Origin of the sequence: Pseudonocardia sp. McavD-2-B (assembly GCF_024124365.1) — a bacterium.
Lineage (GTDB): Bacteria > Actinomycetota > Actinomycetes > Mycobacteriales > Pseudonocardiaceae > Pseudonocardia > Pseudonocardia alni.
The window spans coordinates 1-17,825 of record NZ_JAMXSG010000101.1; the positions used below are offsets into that span (position 1 = coordinate 1).

Here is a 17,825-nt window from a genome sequence, read left to right on the forward strand (position 1 = left end):
ACCGGCTCCCACCCGGCGGCGAGAGCCGCGGCGACGGTGCCCTCGCCGCCGTCGGCGACCGGGCAGCGGCGCACCGGACGGCCCGGGTCGACGTCGGCGATCCCGGCCGCGAGCGCGTCGGCGACGGCGGCGGCGTCCAGCGAGCCCTTGAACTTGTCCGGGGCCAGCAGGATCGCGCTCACCGGCGGTGGGCCAGCGCGGTCGGGGCGTCGGCGGGGGTCTCGGCGAGGTCCTCGAACTCGGTGACGGCGTCGATCTCGGTGCCCATCGCGATGTTCGTGACCCGCTCCAGCACCACCTCGACCACGACCGGCACCTTGTGCTCCGAGGCCAGCTGCGACGCCCGGCGCAGGGTCGTGGCGATCTCGTCGGGCTCGGTGACCCGCAGCCCCACGCAGCCCAGCCCCTCCGCGACGCGGACGTGGTCGACGCCGTAGCCCTTGGGCAGCCCGGTCAGCTCCTCGTCGGCGTGCATGTTGTCGAAGGCCAGGGAGACCTGGAAGTCCATGTCGAACGCGCGCTGCGCCTGCCGGATCAGGCCCAGGTAGGAGTTGTTGACCACGACGTGCACATAGGGCAGTCCGAACTGGGCGCCGACCGCGAGCTCCTCCAGCATGAACTGGAAGTCGTAGTCGCCCGAGAGCGCGACGACCGGGGTCGACGGGTCGGCGACGACGGCGCCCAGCGCGGCCGGGATGGTCCAGCCGAGCGGTCCGGCCTGACCGCAGTTGACCCAGTGCCGGGGCCGGTAGACGTGCAGGAACTGGCCGGCCGCGATCTGGGACAGCCCGATCGTCGTCACGTAGCGGGTCTCCGGGCCGAAGACCCGGTTCATCTCCTGGTACACCCGCTGCGGCTTGATGGGGACGCAGCCGAAGTCGGTGCGCCGCAGCAGCGTCGCCTTCCGCTCGCGGCACGACTCCGCCCACGCGCTGCGGTCCGGCAGCGTCCCGGCGTCGCGGCGGCGGCGGGCCTCGGCCAGCAGGACGCGCAGCGCGGCCCCGGCGTCGGAGACCACGCCGTAGTCGGGGGCGAACACCCGCCCGATCTGGGTGGGCTCGATGTCGATGTGCACGAACCGGCGCCCGCGCCGGTAGGTGTCCAGCCCACCGGTGTGCCGGTTGGCCCAGCGGTTCCCGATCCCGACGACGACGTCGGAGGCCAGGAAGGTGGCGTTGCCGTAGCGGTGCGCGGTCTGCAGCCCGACCATCCCCGCGGCGAGCGGGTGGTCGTCCGGGATCGTGCCCCAGCCCATCAGGGTCGGCACGACGGGGACGCCGAGGATCTCGGCCAGCTCGACGAGCTCGGTGGAGGCATCGGCGTTGACGATGCCGCCGCCCGCGACGATCAGCGGCCGTTCGCCCTCGGCGAGCAGGTCCAGCACCCGCGACGCCTGCGGGCCGGTCATCGCGGGGCGGTGCACCGGCAGCGGGGCGTAGGTGTCGGGGTCGAAGTCGATGACGGTCTGCTGCACGTCGATCGGCAGGTCGATCAGCACGGGACCGGGCCGGCCGGACCGCATGAGGTGGAACGCCTGGGCGAACGCGCCCGGCACCTGCGCGGCCTCGCGCACGGTCATCGCCATCTTGGTGACCGGTGCCGCGATGGCCGCGATGTCGACGGCCTGGAAGTCCTCCTTGTGCAGCCGCGCGACCGGCGCCTGCCCGGTGATCGCCAGGATCGGGATCGAGTCCGCCGACGCCGAGTACAGCCCGGTCACCATGTCGGTGCCCGCCGGGCCGGAGGTGCCGATGCAGACGCCGATGTTCCCCGGGCGCGCGCGGGTGAAGCCCTCGGCCATGTGCGAGGCGCCCTCGACGTGGCGGGCCAGGACGTGGCCGATCGTGCCGCGGGCGCGCATCGCGGCGTAGAAGGGGTTGATCGCCGCACCCGGCACGCCGAACGCCTGCGTGGCGCCCTCGGCCTCCAGGATGCGGACGGCGGCCTCGGCCGCGGTCATCCGGGTCATGACGACTCCCCGTTCAGGCGGCGGACGGTGCGGTGCAGGGCGGAGTGGTCGAGGCCGCCGTCTCCGGCGGCCCGGGTGGCGGCGACGAGCTGGGCGACGAGCGCGGCCACCGGGGCGATGACCCCGGCCTCGCGGGCGGAGTCGGCGACGATGCCCATGTCCTTGTGGTGCAGGTCGATCCGGAAGCCGGGGGAGTAGTCCCCGGACAGCATCTTCGGTGCCTTCTGGTCGAGGACCTTCGAGCCGGCGAGCCCGCCGCCGAGCACACGGGCGGCGGCGTCGAGGTCGGCGCCGTGCGCGCGCAGGAACTCGATCGCCTCGGCGAGCAGGGCGATGTTCCCGGCGACGATCAGCTGGTTCGCGGCCTTCACGGTCTGCCCGGCCCCGGACGGGCCGACGTGCACGACGGTGCTCCCGACGACGTCGAGCAGCGGGCGGGCGGCGGCCACATCGGCCTCCTCCCCGCCGACCATGATCGACAGGGCGGCGTTCTCGGCGCCCGCCTGGCCGCCGGAGACCGGGGCGTCGAGCATGCGCAGGCCGCGCTCGGCCGCACGGGCGGCGAGGTCACGGGCGACGTCGGGGCGGATCGTGGAGAAGTCGACCACCAGGGTGCCCGGCTCCGCGGTGTCGAACACGCCGCCGTCGCGGGTGCAGACGTCGACGACGTCGGGGGAGTCGGGCAGCATCAGCGCGACCACGTCGGCGCCGGTCACCGCCTCGGTGACCGTCCCGGCGGCCCGGCCGCCGTCGGCGGCGAGGGCCTCGGCCTTCCCCGGGCTCCGGTTGTGGCCGACGACGTCGTGCCCGGCCTTCACGAGGTGGCGGGCCATCGGGCCGCCCATGATCCCGAGGCCGACGAAGGCGATGGCGCTCATGCGGGGGCTCCTTCGCTGGTCAGCCAGCCGAACGGGTCGGCGGTGACGGGCTTGTACTCGAGGCTGACCGGGCCGTCGTAGCCGGCGGCGGCGACCCGGGCGAGCAGGTCGGCGATCGGCAGGTCCCCGGTGCCGGGTTCGCCGCGGCCGGGGGCGTCGGCGATCTGGACGTGGCCGATCCGGTCGGCGTGGCGGTCGATCGCGGCCGCGGGGTCGTCGCCGTTCACGGCGAGGTGGTAGACGTCGAGCAGCAGCCGCAGATGCGGCGACCCGACCCGGTCGAGCACGGCGACGGCGTCGTCGGCGGTCTTCAGGGGGTAGGCGTCGACGCCGCTGACCGGTTCGAGCAGCGCGACCGCGCCGATGCGGGCGGCCGCGTCGGCGGCCAGTGCGAGGCTGCGGACGGCGGTCTCGTCCTGGACGCGCGGGTCCAGGTCGTCGCGCCGGTTGCCGTGGAGGGCGTTGAAGCCGAGCGTGCCGAGCCGCTCGCCGATGCCGACGGCGACAGCGACGTTGTCGGCGAACTCGCTCGCGCGGTCCGGGTCGGACAGGATGCCGCGCTCGCCCGCGGGCATGTCGCCCGCGGTGAAGTTGAGCCCGGTGAGGGTGACGCCGGCGTCGGCGACGGCGGTGACGAAGGCGTCGACCTCGTGGTCGCCGGGCACGGAGTCCGCGAACGGCCACCAGAACTCGACGGCGTCGAAGCCGGCCGCCGCGGCGGCCGCGGGCCGGTCGAGCAGCGGCAGGTCGGGGAACACGATGGAGCAGTTGACGGTGTAGCGCACTTCAGGGGCCTCCTCGGTCCTCAGGCGGGCTCGGGCAGTCCCCGGTAGGCCCGCCACCCGCCGTGGGTGGTGATGTCGGTGAGCTCGTCGCGCTGGCGCTCCAGCACACCGGGCCGCAACCCGACGGCGAGGACGTCGCGGCCGTCGTCGAGCTCGATGACGGTGAGCTCGAGCTCCGGCGGCTCGTCGGGCAGGAAGTCGGTGCGGATCGCCGAGAGCGGGACGTCGTAGATCTCCCCGGCCAGCGGCACGCCGCCGGAGGGGTCCTCCAGCAGGGCCGGGAACTGGTCGCGTACCGAGTACATGCGGTAGTGCGGAGCGGTCCGGACCCCGCCCAGGAACGGGTGGGCGGACACGTTGTGGTGGAGCCGGCCGCCGCGCATCGCGTCACCGGAACAGAAGAGGGCAGTCACCGGAGCCTCCAATCATTCCGCAATGCGGAAAAGTGATTCCGTTGTGCGGTGTGAATCGGACCACGGCGTCAGGGGGCTGTCAAGCATCGTCGTCGCCGGCGACCCCTTGACGCTTGCGTGACCGGCGCCATAGCTTGATTCCGCTACGTAAGAGATTCGTTTCACATCGCGGAAATCAGCGCGTTACGTTGGACGCGCCACGACGTGGGAACCGAGGTGGCCCCGATGACGGGACCCGGAACGAGCGACCGACCCGCAGCAGCCCCGACCGGTGAGCGGGTGGCCGCCGTGCCCGTCACGCAGGACGGCGCCGACGCACCGAGCCCCCGGCTCTACAACCGCGACCTCGCGCCGACCACCGTCGAGGGACGGTCGTGGAAGGCCTACAACATCTTCACCCTGTGGGCCGTCGACGTGCACAGCCTGGGCAACTACGGCTTCGCGCTCGGCCTGTTCGCGCTCGGCCTCGGCGCCTGGCAGATCCTGGTCTCGCTCGGCATCGGTGCGCTGGTGCTGTTCGTGCTGCTCACCGTCGCCGGGTACATGGGCTACCGGACGGGCCTGCCGTTCCCGGTGATGAGCCGGATCTCCTTCGGCGTGCGCGGTGCCCAGCTCCCGGCCCTGGTGCGGGGCGCGGTCGCGATCGCCTGGTTCGGCATCCAGACCTACCTCGCCACCCGGGTGCTCGTCGTGATGGTCCTGGCCGTGGCGCCGTCGGCCGGTGCGCTGGAGCAGGTGTCGTTCCTGGGGCTGTCGGTGCTGGGCTGGATCTGCTTCGTCGTCCTGTGGGTCGTGCAGGTGGCGATCCTGCTGCGCGGCATGGACGGCATCCGCCGCTACGAGGCCGTCGCCGGCCCGATCGTGCTGGTGACCCTCGCGGTGCTCGCGGGCTGGGTGCTGTGGCAGACCGGTGGCGACATCGCGCTGTCGGTGCCCGAGCCGCTGACCGGCGGGGCGATGTGGGTGCAGATCCTCGCCGGGGCGTCGCTGTGGACGGCGATCTACGGCACCTTCGTCCTCAACTTCTGCGACTTCACCCGCGGCGCGGTGTCCACCGGCGCGGTCCGGCGTGGCAGCTTCTGGGGGATCCTGCCGAACACGCTGTTCTTCGGTGTCGTCGTCGTGGTGCTGGCGGGCGGCCAGCTGCGGATCGGCGGCCAGGTGATCTCCAGCCCGGCCGACGTCGTCAACACCATCCCCAACACCCCGCTGCTGCTGGTCGCCTCCGCGGCGCTGCTGATCCTGACGATCGCGGTCAACCTGATGGCGAACTTCGTGGCCCCCTGCTACGCCCTGTCCAACCTGTTCCCGCGGGTGCTCGACTTCCGCCGGGCCGGGGTGGTGAGCGCGCTGATCGGGCTGATCATCCTGCCCTGGAACCTGTACGACTCCCCGGTGGTGATCACCTACTTCCTGGGTGTGCTCGGCGCGCTGCTCGGCCCGCTGTTCGGGATCGTGATGGCCGACTACTGGCTGGTCCGGCGCGGCCGGATCGACGTCCCCGCGCTCTACACCGAGGCGAGCACCGGCGCCTACCACTACCGGGGCGGGGTCAACCGGCGCGCGGTCGCGGTGTTCGTGCCGTCCGCGGTGGTCGCCGTCGCCGTCGGGTTCGTCCCCGCGCTGGAACCGGTCGCGCCGTTCAGCTGGTTCCTCGGCGCCGGGGTCGCGGCGCTGCTGACCGTGCTCGTCGCCCCGCGCGGACGGACCTACCGCGCGGTCTCCGGGGAGCCGCTGGCCGTCGCACCGGCCGGGGGGCACTGATGCGCGTCGTCGTCGTCAACGTCAACACCACCGGGTCGGTGACCGAGGCCATCGCCGCCTCCGCCCGCGCCGTCGCGGCACCGGGCACCGAGATCGTCGGTCTGACGCCCCGGTTCGGCGCCGAATCGGTCGAGGGCAACCTGGAGAGCTACCTGGCCGCGGTCGGGGTCGCCGACGCCGTCGCGCGTTACGCCGCCTCCGGCGAGCGGTTCGACGCGGTGATCCAGGCCGGCTACGGCGAGCACGGCCGCGAGGGCCTGCAGGAGATGCTCGACGTGCCCGTCGTCGACATCACCGAGGCCGCCGCGACCACCGCGATGTACCTCGGCCACCGCTACTCGGTGGTGACCACCCTGGATCGCACCGTGCCGCTCATCTCCGACCGGCTGCTGCTCGCCGGGCTGGACCGGCGCTGCGCCTCGGTGCGCGCCTCCGGGCTCGCGGTGCTGGAGCTCGAGCAGGACCCGGATCGCGCGGTCGCCGCGATCGTCGAGCAGGCCCGGGTCGCGGTCGAGCAGGACCATGCCGAGGTGATCTGCCTCGGCTGCGGCGGCATGGCCGGGCTGGACGCGAAGGTGCGGGCGGAGACCGGGGTGCCCGTCGTCGACGGGGTGCAGGCCGCGGTCACCGTCGCCGAGTCGCTGGTCCGGCTCGGCCTGACCACCTCGACGAGCCGCACCTACGCGGCACCCCGTACCAAGAAGATCACCGGATTCCCCCTGGAGATGTCATGACCAGCTACGACCTCGTGGTCCGCGGGCAGCGGATCATGACCACCGCCGGCGAGCAGCCCCGCGAGATCGGTGTGACCGGCGGGCGGATCGTCGCCATCGAGCCGCTCGGCAACGCCCTCGACGGGGCCCGGGTGATCGACCTCGCCGACGACGAGGTGCTGCTGCCCGGCCTCGTCGACACCCACGTGCACGTCAACGAGCCCGGCCGCACCGAGTGGGAGGGCTTCGCCTCGGCGACCCGGGCCGCCGCGGCGGGCGGGGTCACCACGATCGTCGACATGCCGCTGAACTCGATCCCGCCGACCGTCGACGTCGCGGCGCTGGAGGTGAAGCGCAAGGTCGCCGAGCACCAGGCGTTCGTCGACGTCGGCTTCTGGGGCGGCGCGGTGCCGGGCAACCTCGGCGACCTGCGCGGCCTGCACGACGAGGGCGTCTTCGGGTTCAAGTGCTTCCTGCTGCACTCCGGCGTCGACGAGTTCCCGCCGCTCGACGCCGACGAGATGGAACGCGACATGGCCGAGCTCGCCACCTTCGACGCCGTCATGATCGTGCACGCCGAGGACTCCCGGGCCATCGAGAAGGCGCCCACCCCGCACGGCGCGAAGTACGACACCTTCCTGCGCTCGCGTCCGCGCGGCGCGGAGAACCTGGCGATCGCCGAGGTCATCGAGCGGGCCCGCTGGACCGGGGCGCGCGCGCACGTGCTGCACGTGTCCTCCTCCGACGCGCTCCCGATGATCGCGACCGCGCGGCGCGACGGCGTCCGGATCACCGCCGAGACCTGCCCGCACTACCTCACGCTGTTCGCCGAGGAGATCCCCGACGGCGCCACCACGCACAAGTGCTGCCCGCCGATCCGCGAGGCGTCGAACCGGGAGCTGCTCTGGGAGGGCCTGCTCGACGGGACGATCGACTGCATCGTGTCCGACCACTCGCCCAGCACCGCCGAGCTGAAGCTGCTCGACTCCGGGGACTTCGGGCTCGCCTGGGGCGGGGTGTCGTCGCTGCAGCTGGGGCTGTCGCTGGTGTGGAGCGAGGCCCGCCGGCGCGGCATCGGGCTCGCGCAGGTGGTGCAGTGGATGGCGTCGAAGCCCGCCGACCTGGTCGGGCTGCGTTCCAAGGGCCGGATCGCGCTCGGCTACGACGCCGACCTCGCCGTCTTCGCCCCCGACGCCGCCTTCGTCGTGGACCCGGACCGGTTGCACCACAAGAACAAGGTGAGCGCCTATGCCGGCCGGTCGTTGTCCGGCGTGGTCCGGCGCACCGTCCTGGGCGGCCGCGACGTCGACGTGTCCGGTGAGCCGCACGGCAGGCTGCTGCGCCGCGGCTCGGTGGAGCGGGTGACGGGTGCACCCGGCGCCCCGGACGGCACCGAGGTCCCGGCCGCACCGCCCGAGCAGGGCTAGACTTCCGTCATGCGGAAGAACGATCCCGACAGTCGCGTCGGCGCCGCCGCGGACGTCGCCGCGGCGGCACCGGCCCGCTCGGGGACCGTGCAGTCCGTGGAGCGGGCCGTGGACCTGCTGGAGGCGATGGCCGACGCGGGCGGCACGGTCAGCCTGTCCCACCTCGCGGCCACCTCCGGGCTCCCGCTGCCCACCATCCACCGGCTCGTCCGGACCCTGGCCGGGCGCGGCTACGTCCGCCAGCAGTCCTCGCGGGAGTACGCCCTCGGGCCCCGCCTGGTGCGCCTCGGCGACACCGCCGGACGCCTGGTGGGCATGTGGGCGCGCCCGCGGCTCGCCGGCCTGGTCGACGACCTGGGGGAGAGCGCCAACCTGGCGCTGCTGGAGGGGAACCAGGTCGTCTACGTCGCCCAGGAGCCCGGCCGGCACTCGATGCGGATGTTCACCGAGGTCGGGCGACGGGTGTCGCCGCACTGCACCGCCGTCGGGAAGGCCCTGCTGTCCCGGATGCCGGTCGAGCGGGCGCGGGAGGTGCTGCGGCACACCGACTTCGTGCGGCACACCGACAACACGATCACCTCGCCCGAGGAGTACTTCGCCGAGCTCGACAAGGTCCGTGCCGCCGGGTACGCCGTCGACGAGGGCGAACAGGAGCTGGGGGTGCGGTGCGTCGCCGTCGCGCTCGACGGGCCGCTGCCCGCCGCGGTGTCCATCTCCGGCCCGACGACCCGGATGACCGACGCGCTCCTCGACTCCGCCGTGCCGAAGCTGCGGTCCGTGGCCGACGCGCTGGTGACCGAGCTGGCCCGGCAGGACGCCGCAGGGGTCTGAGGCCGGGCCTCCTGTCGGCGTCGCCCACACCACGGCCGACGCCGTCGGACTCCGACGGGCCCGACCATGATCGGAGATCCGGAAGGGATCGGTGCCACTGCCGGCACCGATCCCTTCCGAGTCCTCGATCACCACGGGGATGCGGTTCGCGATCGCCACCGGAACGGAGCGAACGGGCCCGGCCGGGGCGCCGCGGCCGGATGCTCCGGCGATGACCGAGAGCCCGGACAGCGGCCACGACATCCCCTCCGCCGGTCCCTCCGGCGTGGCCGGAGGGGTCGCCGCGTTGCTGGTCCGGCAGGCCGGCGTCATCAGCCGGGCCCAGGCCATCGCCTGCGGTATGTCGGGGCGCACCGTCGCCCGCCGGGCGTCGACCGGGGCATGGTGCATGGTGCACCCCGGGGTCTACCTGGTCGCCGGGCACCGACCGGGACACGAGAGCAGGGTCCGAGCGGCGGCGCTCCGGGCGGGTCCGCGGGCGACGTTGAGCGGGCCCCGCAGCCGCGTTCTGGCACCGGATGCTCGACGAGCCGCCCGGCACGATCGGGTTCACGGTCCCGCGCACGATGCACCGGGTCTCCGTCCCCGGGTCCCCGTCCCCGGGGTGACGCTGCGCAGGCGGGTCCTGGACCCGGCCGACCGGACGGTGCTGCACGGCGTCGCGGTGACGACGCCGACGTGCACCGTGCGCGAGGCCGCCCCGGTGGCGGGACCTCGCTTCCTCGACCGCGCCCTGCAACGTCACGTCGGCTTCGCCGAGCTGCACGCGTGCGCCGTGTCCGTGAGGTCCTGGCCGCCGCAGCGTGACCGGCCCCGGACCGGCAGCGGTGATCGTCGTCCCGGCAGGGGTCCGTGCCACGGACGGCACCGGGCCCTTCCGGAACGACGATCATGCTGCGGCGCTCAGTCGTCCCTGACCTGGGTGCCCGGCTTCGCCGTGACCGGCTCGTAGGACTCCGGGCCCAGTACCTCGCCCGAGGCCAGGATCCTGATCTCCCCGGTCTGCACCAGCACGGCAGGGCCCGCCGCGACGACCGACGGCGCCGACGGCCGTCCGGGGGCGAACACGTTGAAGAACAGGTTGAGCAGCACCGCGACGATCGCCGCCGAGCTGATGCCGGAGTGGAAGATCGTCGCGAACCAGTCCGGGAAGTTCGCCCAGAACTCCGGCGAGACCACCGGGACCAGGCCGAACGCCACCGACGCCGCGACGATCACCATGTTGTTGGTCCCGCGGTACTCGACCGCGGCGAGTGTCCGGATCCCGCTGGCGGCGACCGTGCCGAACAGCACGATGCCCGCCCCGCCGAGCACCGGCTGCGGGATCGCCGAGAACACCGCGGACGCCATCGGCGAGAGCCCCAGCACCAGCAGGAGCAGCCCACCGGCGGCGACGGCGAACCGGCTCCGGATCCCGGTCAGCGCGACGAGCCCGACGTTCTGGGCGAACGCCGTCGCCGGGAAGGAGTTGAACACCGGCGCGATCACCGAGGCGGCCATGTCGGCGCGCAGACCGTCGCCGACCCGGCGGGCGTCCACCCGGGTCTCGACGACCTCGCCGACCGCGAGGATGTCGGCGGTGGTCTCCACCATGATCACCAGGACCACGATGACCATCGAGACGGTCGCCCCGACCGTGAACAGCGGGGTGCCGAACGCGAACGGCGCGGGCAGCGCGGCGACGCTCGCCCCGCCGACGCCGGAGAAGTCGCTCAGCCCGGCCACCAGCGCGACGACGGTCCCGACCAGCAGCCCGAGCAGCACCGACAGCCGCGAGAGCACCGCGATCTTCCCGGCGACGACCACCACCAGGAAGGTGAACCCGGCCAGCGCGATCGAGGGCAGCGCGGCGAACTCGGGGTTGGGCACCGTCGCCCCGCCCACGGTGACGGTCTCCCGGCCGGTGATCCAGCCGGTCGCCACCGGCATCAGCGACAGCCCGATGACGGTGATGATCGACCCGGTCACCACCGGCGGGAACAGCCGCACCACCCGGGCGAAGAACGGGGTGATGAGAAGCCCGGCCGCGGCTGCGACGATCACCGCGCCGTAGACGGTGCGCAGGCCGTCGGTGCCGTCGTCGCCGACGATCGCGATCATCGTCGACACCGAGGCGAACGACGTGCCCTGCACCAGTGGCAGCTGCGACCCGAAGAACGGCAGGCCGAGGGTCTGCAGCAGGGTGGCGAGCCCGCTGATGAACAGCCCGGAGGCGACGAGCACGGCGCTCTGCGCGGGGGTGAGCCCGGCCGCACCGCCGATGATGATCGGTACCGCGATCACGCCGCCGAACATCGCGAGGATGTGCTGGACGCCGTAGCCGATCGTCGGCCCGATCCCGAGCCGTTCGTCCTCCGGGCGCAGTGCCTGTTCCGTGCTCGTGGCCTGTTCCGTGCTCATGGCGGATCCCCTCGGTGGGAGTGGCGGGTCAGACGAACGACGGCACGTCGGTCCACGCCTCCGGCGCCGGGGTCACGCCGTCACGGACGACGGTGCCCTCGATCAGGCCGTAGGGGCGGTCCGCGGCGTGGAAGACCTCGTTCGGGTTCTTGAGCCCGAACGGCGACAGGTCGGAGAGGAAGTGGTGCTTGTTGGGCATCGCGAACCGGATCTCGGCGACGCCGTCGCAGGCCTCGACCGCGGCCCGGCCCATCTCGTAGAGCGACTGCTGCAGCGCGAGCGAGTGGGTGGTGGCGAACGCCGACAGCATCGCCGCGCCGATCGCGTCGTAGGCGCCGTTGAAGTCGATCCCGGCGGCGACGGCGTCGGGCAGGTAGCGCCAGCGCGCGGTGACCGAGGTGGCGAGGATGCGGTCGTCGGTCTCGACCAGGGTGGTGTAGCGGTCGCGCGGGAAGCCGTGGAACTCGCTGCCGGTGGACTTCAGCACGGTGAGATCTTTCAGCCCGGCGGTGACGTGGGTGGCCCCGCCGGTCTTCTGCACCGTCGCCAGCCGGGTGGCCCGGCCCTTCCGGACGAACGAGTGGTCGTGCCCGGCGCCGTCGACGACGATCCGCTCCCACTCGTACAGCTCGGCCTGCCAGAGCCCGCCGGTGATCCAGTCGAACTCGCCGGTGAAGTGGTCGCCGAGCAGCAGCAGGAACTCCTCGGGCGAGGTGATCCCGTGCTCGGAGGCGAAGGCGTACACCACGTTCTTCTGGGTGTCGGTGGCGACGACCTTGGAGTTGTCGCCGGTCAGGTAGCTGCTCTCCAGGGCGGCGCCCCGCAGCTGGCTGGTCACGTTGAGGTCGGTGATCTCGTGCCGGGCGGTGTCGCGCACGACCCGCACCACGCGGACCTCCGCCTTGCCGTACTTGTTGTCGCCGAGGTGGACCGAGACGGACATGATCAGCTCCCGAGGTAGGTGGAGTAGGAGTAGGGCGACAGCAGCAGCGGGACGTGGTGGTGGCGGTCGGTGTGCTCCGGGCGGAACGCGATCGACACCTCCGGGAAGAACGGGCTCGGCGTCGTGAACGTGATCCGGTGCAGCACCCCCGCGGTGAGCGCGGCGGACTCCGGGGCGCGCCAGCGGCCGTCGTCGTCGGTGGTGCCCGACGCCAGCACGGTCCCGTCGGCGCCGGTCAGGGTGACCGGGACGCCGGTGGCCGGGCGGCCCGCCGCGGCGTCGAGGACGTGGGTGGAGAAGCTGCTCATGCCAGCACCTGCCGCATCCGCAGGGCGGTGATCTCGGCCAGCTGACCGGCGGCCTCGGCGCGCTCGGCGGCCGGGTCGTTGCCCAGCCTGCGCTCCAGCTCGGCGAGGATCTGCCCGGCGTCGCGGCCGGCGGCCCGGATCAGGAAGACGTGGCCGAAGCGCTGCTCGTAGGCGGCGTTGCCGGCGGCGAGCCGGGCGGCGGTGTCCGCCCCGGTGTCCACACCGGACTGTTCGGAACGGGAGAACGCGGCGCCGTCGGCATGGGCGCCGCCGGGGCGCTCGCCGATGCGGGGGTGCCCCGCCAGCGCGGCGTCGATCTCGGCGCTGTCCAGGGCGAGGACCGCCTTCTCCGCCGCGGCGACGGCGTCGTCGACGCTGCCGTAGGGGCGACCGGCCAGCAGCCGGTCCGCCCACCCCGGCGAGGTGGCGCAGGCACGCAGGGCCGGGCGCAGCTCGTCGGGTGGGGCGGTGTTGAGTCGGTCGAGGGTCAGGTCGTCCGGCATGGGTCCTGCTTCCGTACTCGTCCGTGAATTTTCACGATGCGGAATCGTGGTTCCGAAGTGTCATCAGTGTTGGTTTCGCGACGGCAGGGTGTCAAGGGTCACCCGGCCGAACGGCCCTGCCGGAGCACGCGGGACCGGCGGACCATCCCCGGTCATGACCACCGAGACGCTCACCACCGGCTGGGAGCCGGACAGCCCGGTCGGTGACAGCCTCGCGCGCCGGTTCGTGCACGCCTACGCCGACCGGACCACCGCCATGACGGCCCGGTCCGGCGGGCGGGCGCGACGGGTGGCCGGTGCCGTCCTGGCCGACCCCGGGTCCCCGTTCGGCTACGACAACGCGGTCGTCCTGACCGCCCCGCCGGGCCCCGGCGACCTGCGCCGGGTGCTCGACGACGCGGCCGGGTTCTTCCCGCCGCACCGCTGGTGGGTGCTGCTCTCGCTGTTCGCGCTGCCCGACCTGAGCGGGTACGGGCTGGTGCGGGTCGGCCATCCGCCGCTGATGTTCCGCCCGCCGGGACCGCTGCCGCCGCCCCCGCCGGGCCTGCGGATCCGGACGGTGCCCGACGCCGACCCGGCCGACTTCGAGCGCGTCCTGGTCGCCGGCTACGGCCTCGCCGAGGTGGGGCGGCCGGCCGTCGCGGACCCGCGGTCCGCGGGCCTGCTGCACCTGGTCGTCGGGTACGCCGGGGACGAGCCGGTCGCGACGGCCGGGGCGGGCGTGCACCACGGCGTGGTCGAGGTCGACTGGGTGTCGGTGCTGCCGGAGCACCGGGGCCGCGGGTTCGGCGGGGCGGTCACCGCGGCCGTCTGCGCGGCCGCGCCCGGGCTGCCGTCGCTGCTGATCTCCAGCGACGACGGCCACCCGGTCTACCGCCGGCTGGGCTTCTGGGACCTGTTCCGCACGACGATGTGGGAACACCCGCCCTCCTGACCGCCCGCCCAGCGTCCCCGCCCGCCCTCGCCCGTCGCCACCGTCGTCACGGGGCCGCCGTCCGCCCCGGCCACCCCGTCCACCACGGTGGCCGGTCCGGCGCGGGGACGCACCCGTCGTGCCCGGATCGTCACGCAGTCGTCCCGGCCGGTCCGCCGGCCGTCACGCGGCGCCCGGATCGTCCGGGGCCGGTGTCACGCAGTCGTCACCCGACGGCAACCGGCGCCGCCGTTGCGGAACGCACCATTCCTCACCGGTGGTCCTCCGACCCGGCCACCGTGGGAGCTTCGATGACACAGGAGATGGACCGGACCACGGCGGCGCCGGCGGGAGCCGCGCGCGAGACGCTGGAGGACTACACGCTGCGGTTCGCGCCGCGCAGCTACCGCCGGTGGTCGCCCGGCGTCGTCGGGGTGACCGCGCTCGGCGGGATCGCCTACCTCGCCGACTTCGCGATCGGCGCGAACATCGGCATCGCGTACGGCACGGTCAACGCCCTGTGGGGCATCGCCGTGTTCGCCTTGGTGATCATCGCGACCGGGCTGCCGCTGGCGTACTACGCGGCCCGCTACAACCTGGACCTGGACCTGATCACCCGCGGCAGCGGCTTCGGCTACTACGGCTCGATCCTGACCAACGTCATCTTCGCGACCTTCACCTTCATCTTCTTCGCCCTCGAGGGCTCGATCATGGCCCAGGGGCTCGAGCTGGGCCTGGGGCTGCCGCTGTGGGCGGGCTACGCCGTGTCCACGGTGATCATCTTCCCGCTGGTGGTGTACGGGATGTCGCTGCTGTCCACGCTGCAGGTGTGGACGACGCCGCTGTGGCTGGTCCTGATGGTGCTGCCCTTCGGCTACCTGCTGCTCGCGCACCCGGACTCGGTGTCGACGTTCCTGGCCTACCAGGGCGAGGACGGCGCGGGCACCCCCAGTCTCGGCTCGGTCATGCTCGCCGCCGGGGTGTGCCTGTCGCTGATCGCCCAGATCGCCGAGCAGATCGACTACCTGCGGTTCATGCCACCCAGGACCCCGGAGAACGCCCGCCGCTGGTGGGCCGCGACGCTGCTCGCCGGGCCGGGCTGGGTGCTGTTCGGGGCGGCGAAGCAGGTCGTCGGGCTGTTCCTCGCCGTCTACCTGATCGCGAACCTGGCCGACGGCGCGACGGTGGCCAACGAGCCGGTGCACCAGTTCCTGGTCATCTACCAGGAGCTCATGCCCGCGTGGCTGGCGATCACCCTGGCCGTGGTGCTCGTCGTCATCAGCCAGATCAAGATCAACGTCACCAACGCCTACTCCGGCTCGCTGGCCTGGACCAACTCCTTCACCCGGGTCACCGGCACCTACCCCGGGCGGCTGGTGTTCCTCGGCGTCAACCTGGTGATCGCGCTCGTGCTGATGGAGGCGAACATGTTCGACTTCCTCAACGCGATCCTCGGGTTCTACGCGAACATGGGCATCGCCTGGATCGTCGTGGTCGCCACCGACATCGTGGTGAACAAGTACCTGCTCGGCATCTCGCCGAGGTTCCCGGAGTTCCGCCGCGGCATGCTGTACGCGGTCAACCCGGTCGGGTTCGGCTCGGTGGTCGTCGCGGGCGGGCTGTCCATCGCGGCGTTCTTCGGGCTGCTGGGCGAGGCGATCGCGCCGTTCTCTCCGCTGGTCGCGATCGTGCTCGGCGTGGTGCTGCCCCCCGTGATCGCGCTGGCCACCCGCGGCCGCTGGTACCTGCGCCGCACCGACGACGGCATCGACCTGCCGATGCTCGACGAGCACGGCAACCCCTCGGCCGTCACCCTGCCGTGCCACGTGTGCGGGCAGGACCTGGAGCGACCGGACATGGCGGCGTGCCCCGCGCACGACGCCTACGTGTGCTCGCTGTGCCTGAGCACCGACCGGACGGGCGAGCACCTGCTCCCGGCCCAGGTGTGACCGCCACCGGTGGGGGGGAGCGGCACCCGGCCCCTCACCGGTGCCGGTCGCCCGACGGCTCAGGAGGCGGCGCGGACCGCCTCGGCGAGGCGGCGGGCGGCGGTGACGGCGTCGTGCGCGACGGCCGTCGCGAGCGCCCCGCGTCCCGGCAGCGGGGACAGGCTCCAGCCGTCCCCGCAGGTCGCGGGGACCTGCTCGCGGGCGGGCCCGACCAGGACCTCGGTGCCCAGGACCCGGTGCCCGGCGAGGTGGGCGGGGGAGGCGTCGAGCAGCGGGTCGCCGATCTCCTGGGTCTGCACCAGCAGCGGCCGGCCGGGCGCGGCACCGTTCCCGGCGGCACCGTTCCCGGCGGCACTGCACTCGGTGACCCGGACGGTCCCGCGGCAGCGGCCCGGCCGCTCCCCGGTGCGGCCGGCGACCAGCAGGTCCCGGGCGCGCAACGCGGCGGTCGGGGCGAGCACCACGTCGAGCACGGTCTCGTGGTGGGCCCGCCCGGTCACCACGGTCGGCTCCGGCAGGTAGGTCAGCGACCCGCCGTCGCCGACGGTGCAGCGCAGCACGGTCCGGCTCGGCCGGTCCGCGCGGTCGGACCTGCGGCCACCCGGCAGGGCGACGGCCGCGGCGACCCCGGTCAGGGTCAGGTGCGCCCCCGCGCCGACGGTCACGGTGAGGGTGACGTCGTCGCCGGCCAGCGGGGTCGAGGCCGACCCCACCAGGTGCACGACGGCGTCGGACCGGCTCGCACCGGTGACGCCACGACGGGGGACCAGGGCCAGCGGGGACTGCGCCCGCAGCGTGGTGACGACCGAGCGGCCGTCCCGCGCGACGACCACGAGCTCCGCGCAGGCCAGCACCTCAGACGCTCGCCCGGACCGCGGCGACCTGCTCGAGCACCCAGGCGCCGACGTCGCCGGCGCCCGGGTCCTCGACCAACGACTGCGCGATCACCGGCAGCTCCCCGCGGATGCGCGCGGCGTCGCCGGTCATGACCCCGAGGTCGGCGCCCACCAGCGGCGCCAGGTCGGTCTTGTTGATCACGAGCAGGTCCGCGGTGGTGACGCCGGGGCCGCCCTTGCGGGGCACCTTGTCCCCGCCCGCGACGTCGACGACGAAGATCTGCCGGTCCACCAGGCCGCGGGAGAACACCGCGGTGAGGTTGTCCCCGCCGGACTCCACGAGCACCAGGTCCAGGTCGCCGAAGCGCTCCTCCAGCAGCTCGACGGCGTCGAGGTTGGCGGTGATGTCGTCGCGGATCGCGGTGTGCGGGCAGCAGCCGGTCTGCACGGCCTCGACCCGCTCCGGCGGCAGCACGGCGTTGCGGCGCAGGAAGTCCGCGTCCTCGGTGGTGTAGATGTCGTTGGTGACCACGGCCAGGCGGACCCGCTCGCCGAGGCTGCGGGCCAGCGCCGCGACCAGCGCGGTCTTGCCCGACCCGACCGGCCCGCCGATGCCGATCCGCACCGCGCGCCCACCGGCCGGGGCCGGGTCGTGGTGGTCGTGGTCGGTGACCGTCGGGTCGACGCTGATCACATGACCGTGGCCGTGCCCGGTCTGCCCGGTCGGCGGGCTCTGTTCAGGAGGCAAAGAGACGCACCCTCTCGCGGTGGTGGTGGACGTGGGACTCGGCCATGAGGTCGAGGACCGGCGCGCCGGGCGCCGGGAGGTCGGCGGGGTCGCCCGCCGCGAGGTCCGCGGCCTCGTCGACGACGACGGCCAGGTCGTCGTCCAAGGCGACGAGCGCGGCGTTGACGGCGAACGGATCCAGCCCGAGCAGCCGGACCGCCGCCGACGCGGGCCCGGAGACGGCGAGGTAGCCGACGCAGCGGGCCGCGGTGGACGGGGACTCCCCGGCGACGCCGACGACGACGCCGACGAGCAGCGGGTGGTGCGGGCGCCGGTCGACCGCGACGAGCGTGTCGAGCTCCGGCGACGGCCACGCCGCCCGCGCCGCACGCAGGGCGGCCTTCCCCTGCACCCGCGACGCCTCGCGCTGCGCGAGCGACGGCGTGCGCGCGTCGAGTGCTGCGTC

At 73.6% G+C, this 17,825-nt stretch carries 19 protein-coding genes; 7 read left to right on the forward strand and 12 right to left on the reverse strand.

Features of this window, described 5'->3' with window-relative positions; all coding sequences use genetic code 11:
- The 5 genes from NH602_RS15055 to NH602_RS15075 all read right to left on the reverse strand — a co-directional run.
- A partial coding sequence (locus NH602_RS15055) for a glycerate kinase (RefSeq protein WP_253068128.1) occupies positions 1-182 on the reverse strand: 182 nt, incomplete at its 3' end.
- Positions 179-1,969, reverse strand: coding sequence for a glyoxylate carboligase (gcl, locus tag NH602_RS15060; RefSeq protein ID WP_253068129.1), 1,791 nt, complete (start codon positions 1,967-1,969; stop codon positions 179-181). The genes gcl and NH602_RS15055, both read right to left, overlap by 4 nt.
- Positions 1,966-2,847 carry an NAD(P)-dependent oxidoreductase gene (locus NH602_RS15065; RefSeq protein ID WP_253068130.1) on the reverse strand — a complete coding sequence of 294 codons (882 nt, stop codon included), beginning with the start codon at positions 2,845-2,847 and terminating at the stop codon, positions 1,966-1,968. Before NH602_RS15065 ends, gcl begins: the two co-directional genes overlap by 4 nt.
- Positions 2,844-3,632, reverse strand: coding sequence for a hydroxypyruvate isomerase family protein (locus tag NH602_RS15070; RefSeq protein ID WP_253068131.1), 789 nt, complete (start codon positions 3,630-3,632; stop codon positions 2,844-2,846). The genes NH602_RS15065 and NH602_RS15070 overlap by 4 nt, the downstream gene beginning before the upstream one ends.
- 20 nt (positions 3,633-3,652) lie before the next feature.
- A complete protein-coding gene (locus tag NH602_RS15075) occupies positions 3,653-4,045 on the reverse strand; it encodes a hypothetical protein (RefSeq protein WP_062394669.1) in 393 nt (130 codons plus the stop codon).
- Positions 4,046-4,333: 288 nt separating this feature from the next.
- Here NH602_RS15075 and NH602_RS15080 point away from each other — a divergent pair, with 288 nt between their 5' ends.
- The 5 genes from NH602_RS15080 to NH602_RS32225 all read left to right on the forward strand — a co-directional run bounded on the left by NH602_RS15080 (position 4,334) and on the right by NH602_RS32225 (position 9,732).
- On the forward strand, positions 4,334-5,809 hold the full coding sequence (locus NH602_RS15080) for an NCS1 family nucleobase:cation symporter-1 (protein WP_253068132.1): 1,476 nt from the start codon (positions 4,334-4,336) through the stop codon (positions 5,807-5,809).
- Positions 5,809-6,543 (forward strand): aspartate/glutamate racemase family protein, encoded by a 735-nt coding sequence (locus NH602_RS15085; RefSeq protein WP_073575041.1) that lies wholly within the window; start codon positions 5,809-5,811, stop codon positions 6,541-6,543. The genes NH602_RS15080 and NH602_RS15085 overlap by 1 nt, the downstream gene beginning before the upstream one ends.
- A complete protein-coding gene (gene allB / locus NH602_RS15090; protein WP_237454206.1) occupies positions 6,540-7,949 on the forward strand; it encodes an allantoinase AllB in 1,410 nt (469 codons plus the stop codon). The genes NH602_RS15085 and allB overlap by 4 nt, the downstream gene beginning before the upstream one ends.
- Before the next feature lie 9 nt (positions 7,950-7,958).
- The gene (locus NH602_RS15095) at positions 7,959-8,780 is read left to right on the forward strand and encodes an IclR family transcriptional regulator (protein WP_179759977.1); all 822 of its coding nucleotides are present in this window, start codon (positions 7,959-7,961) and stop codon (positions 8,778-8,780) included.
- A 211-nt stretch (positions 8,781-8,991) separates the two neighbouring features.
- Positions 8,992-9,732: a type IV toxin-antitoxin system AbiEi family antitoxin domain-containing protein gene (locus NH602_RS32225; RefSeq protein ID WP_374210174.1), complete on the forward strand. Its 741-nt coding sequence runs from the start codon at positions 8,992-8,994 to the stop codon at positions 9,730-9,732.
- Here the strand turns inward: NH602_RS32225 and NH602_RS15100 are convergent.
- Genes NH602_RS15100 through uraD form a run of 4 tightly spaced genes read right to left on the reverse strand, consistent with a single transcriptional unit; the run spans position 9,684 to position 12,934 of the window.
- The gene (locus tag NH602_RS15100; protein ID WP_253068133.1) at positions 9,684-11,180 is read right to left on the reverse strand and encodes a nucleobase:cation symporter-2 family protein; all 1,497 of its coding nucleotides are present in this window, start codon (positions 11,178-11,180) and stop codon (positions 9,684-9,686) included. The two genes, NH602_RS32225 and NH602_RS15100, sit on opposite strands and share 49 nt — an antisense overlap.
- A 28-nt stretch (positions 11,181-11,208) precedes the next feature.
- Positions 11,209-12,123 (reverse strand): factor-independent urate hydroxylase, encoded by a 915-nt coding sequence (pucL, locus tag NH602_RS15105; RefSeq protein WP_073575037.1) that lies wholly within the window; start codon positions 12,121-12,123, stop codon positions 11,209-11,211.
- A 2-nt stretch (positions 12,124-12,125) separates the two neighbouring features.
- Positions 12,126-12,431: a hydroxyisourate hydrolase gene (locus tag NH602_RS15110; protein ID WP_179759974.1), complete on the reverse strand. Its 306-nt coding sequence runs from the start codon at positions 12,429-12,431 to the stop codon at positions 12,126-12,128.
- Positions 12,428-12,934 (reverse strand): 2-oxo-4-hydroxy-4-carboxy-5-ureidoimidazoline decarboxylase, encoded by a 507-nt coding sequence (gene uraD, locus NH602_RS15115; RefSeq protein ID WP_073575035.1) that lies wholly within the window; start codon positions 12,932-12,934, stop codon positions 12,428-12,430. Before uraD ends, NH602_RS15110 begins: the two co-directional genes overlap by 4 nt.
- A 154-nt stretch (positions 12,935-13,088) precedes the next feature.
- Here uraD and NH602_RS15120 point away from each other — a divergent pair, with 154 nt between their 5' ends.
- Positions 13,089-13,868, forward strand: coding sequence for a GNAT family N-acetyltransferase (locus NH602_RS15120; RefSeq protein ID WP_253068134.1), 780 nt, complete (start codon positions 13,089-13,091; stop codon positions 13,866-13,868).
- A gap of 290 nt (positions 13,869-14,158) precedes the next feature.
- Complete coding sequence (locus NH602_RS15125; RefSeq protein ID WP_253068135.1) at positions 14,159-15,796, forward strand: cytosine permease; 1,638 nt, start codon at positions 14,159-14,161, stop codon at positions 15,794-15,796.
- A gap of 59 nt (positions 15,797-15,855) precedes the next feature.
- Here the strand turns inward: NH602_RS15125 and NH602_RS15130 are convergent, their stop codons facing one another.
- From NH602_RS15130 to NH602_RS15140, 3 genes are all read right to left on the reverse strand, one after another.
- On the reverse strand, positions 15,856-16,650 hold the full coding sequence (locus NH602_RS15130) for an urease accessory protein UreD (RefSeq protein WP_253068136.1): 795 nt from the start codon (positions 16,648-16,650) through the stop codon (positions 15,856-15,858).
- Between the two features lies 1 nt (position 16,651).
- Entirely contained in the window at positions 16,652-17,380 is a 729-nt protein-coding gene (gene ureG / locus NH602_RS15135) for an urease accessory protein UreG (RefSeq protein WP_253068137.1), read from the reverse strand.
- Positions 17,370-17,825 (reverse strand): urease accessory protein UreF (locus NH602_RS15140; RefSeq protein ID WP_253068138.1); only part of this gene is annotated, 456 nt, incomplete at its 5' end. The genes ureG and NH602_RS15140, both read right to left, overlap by 11 nt.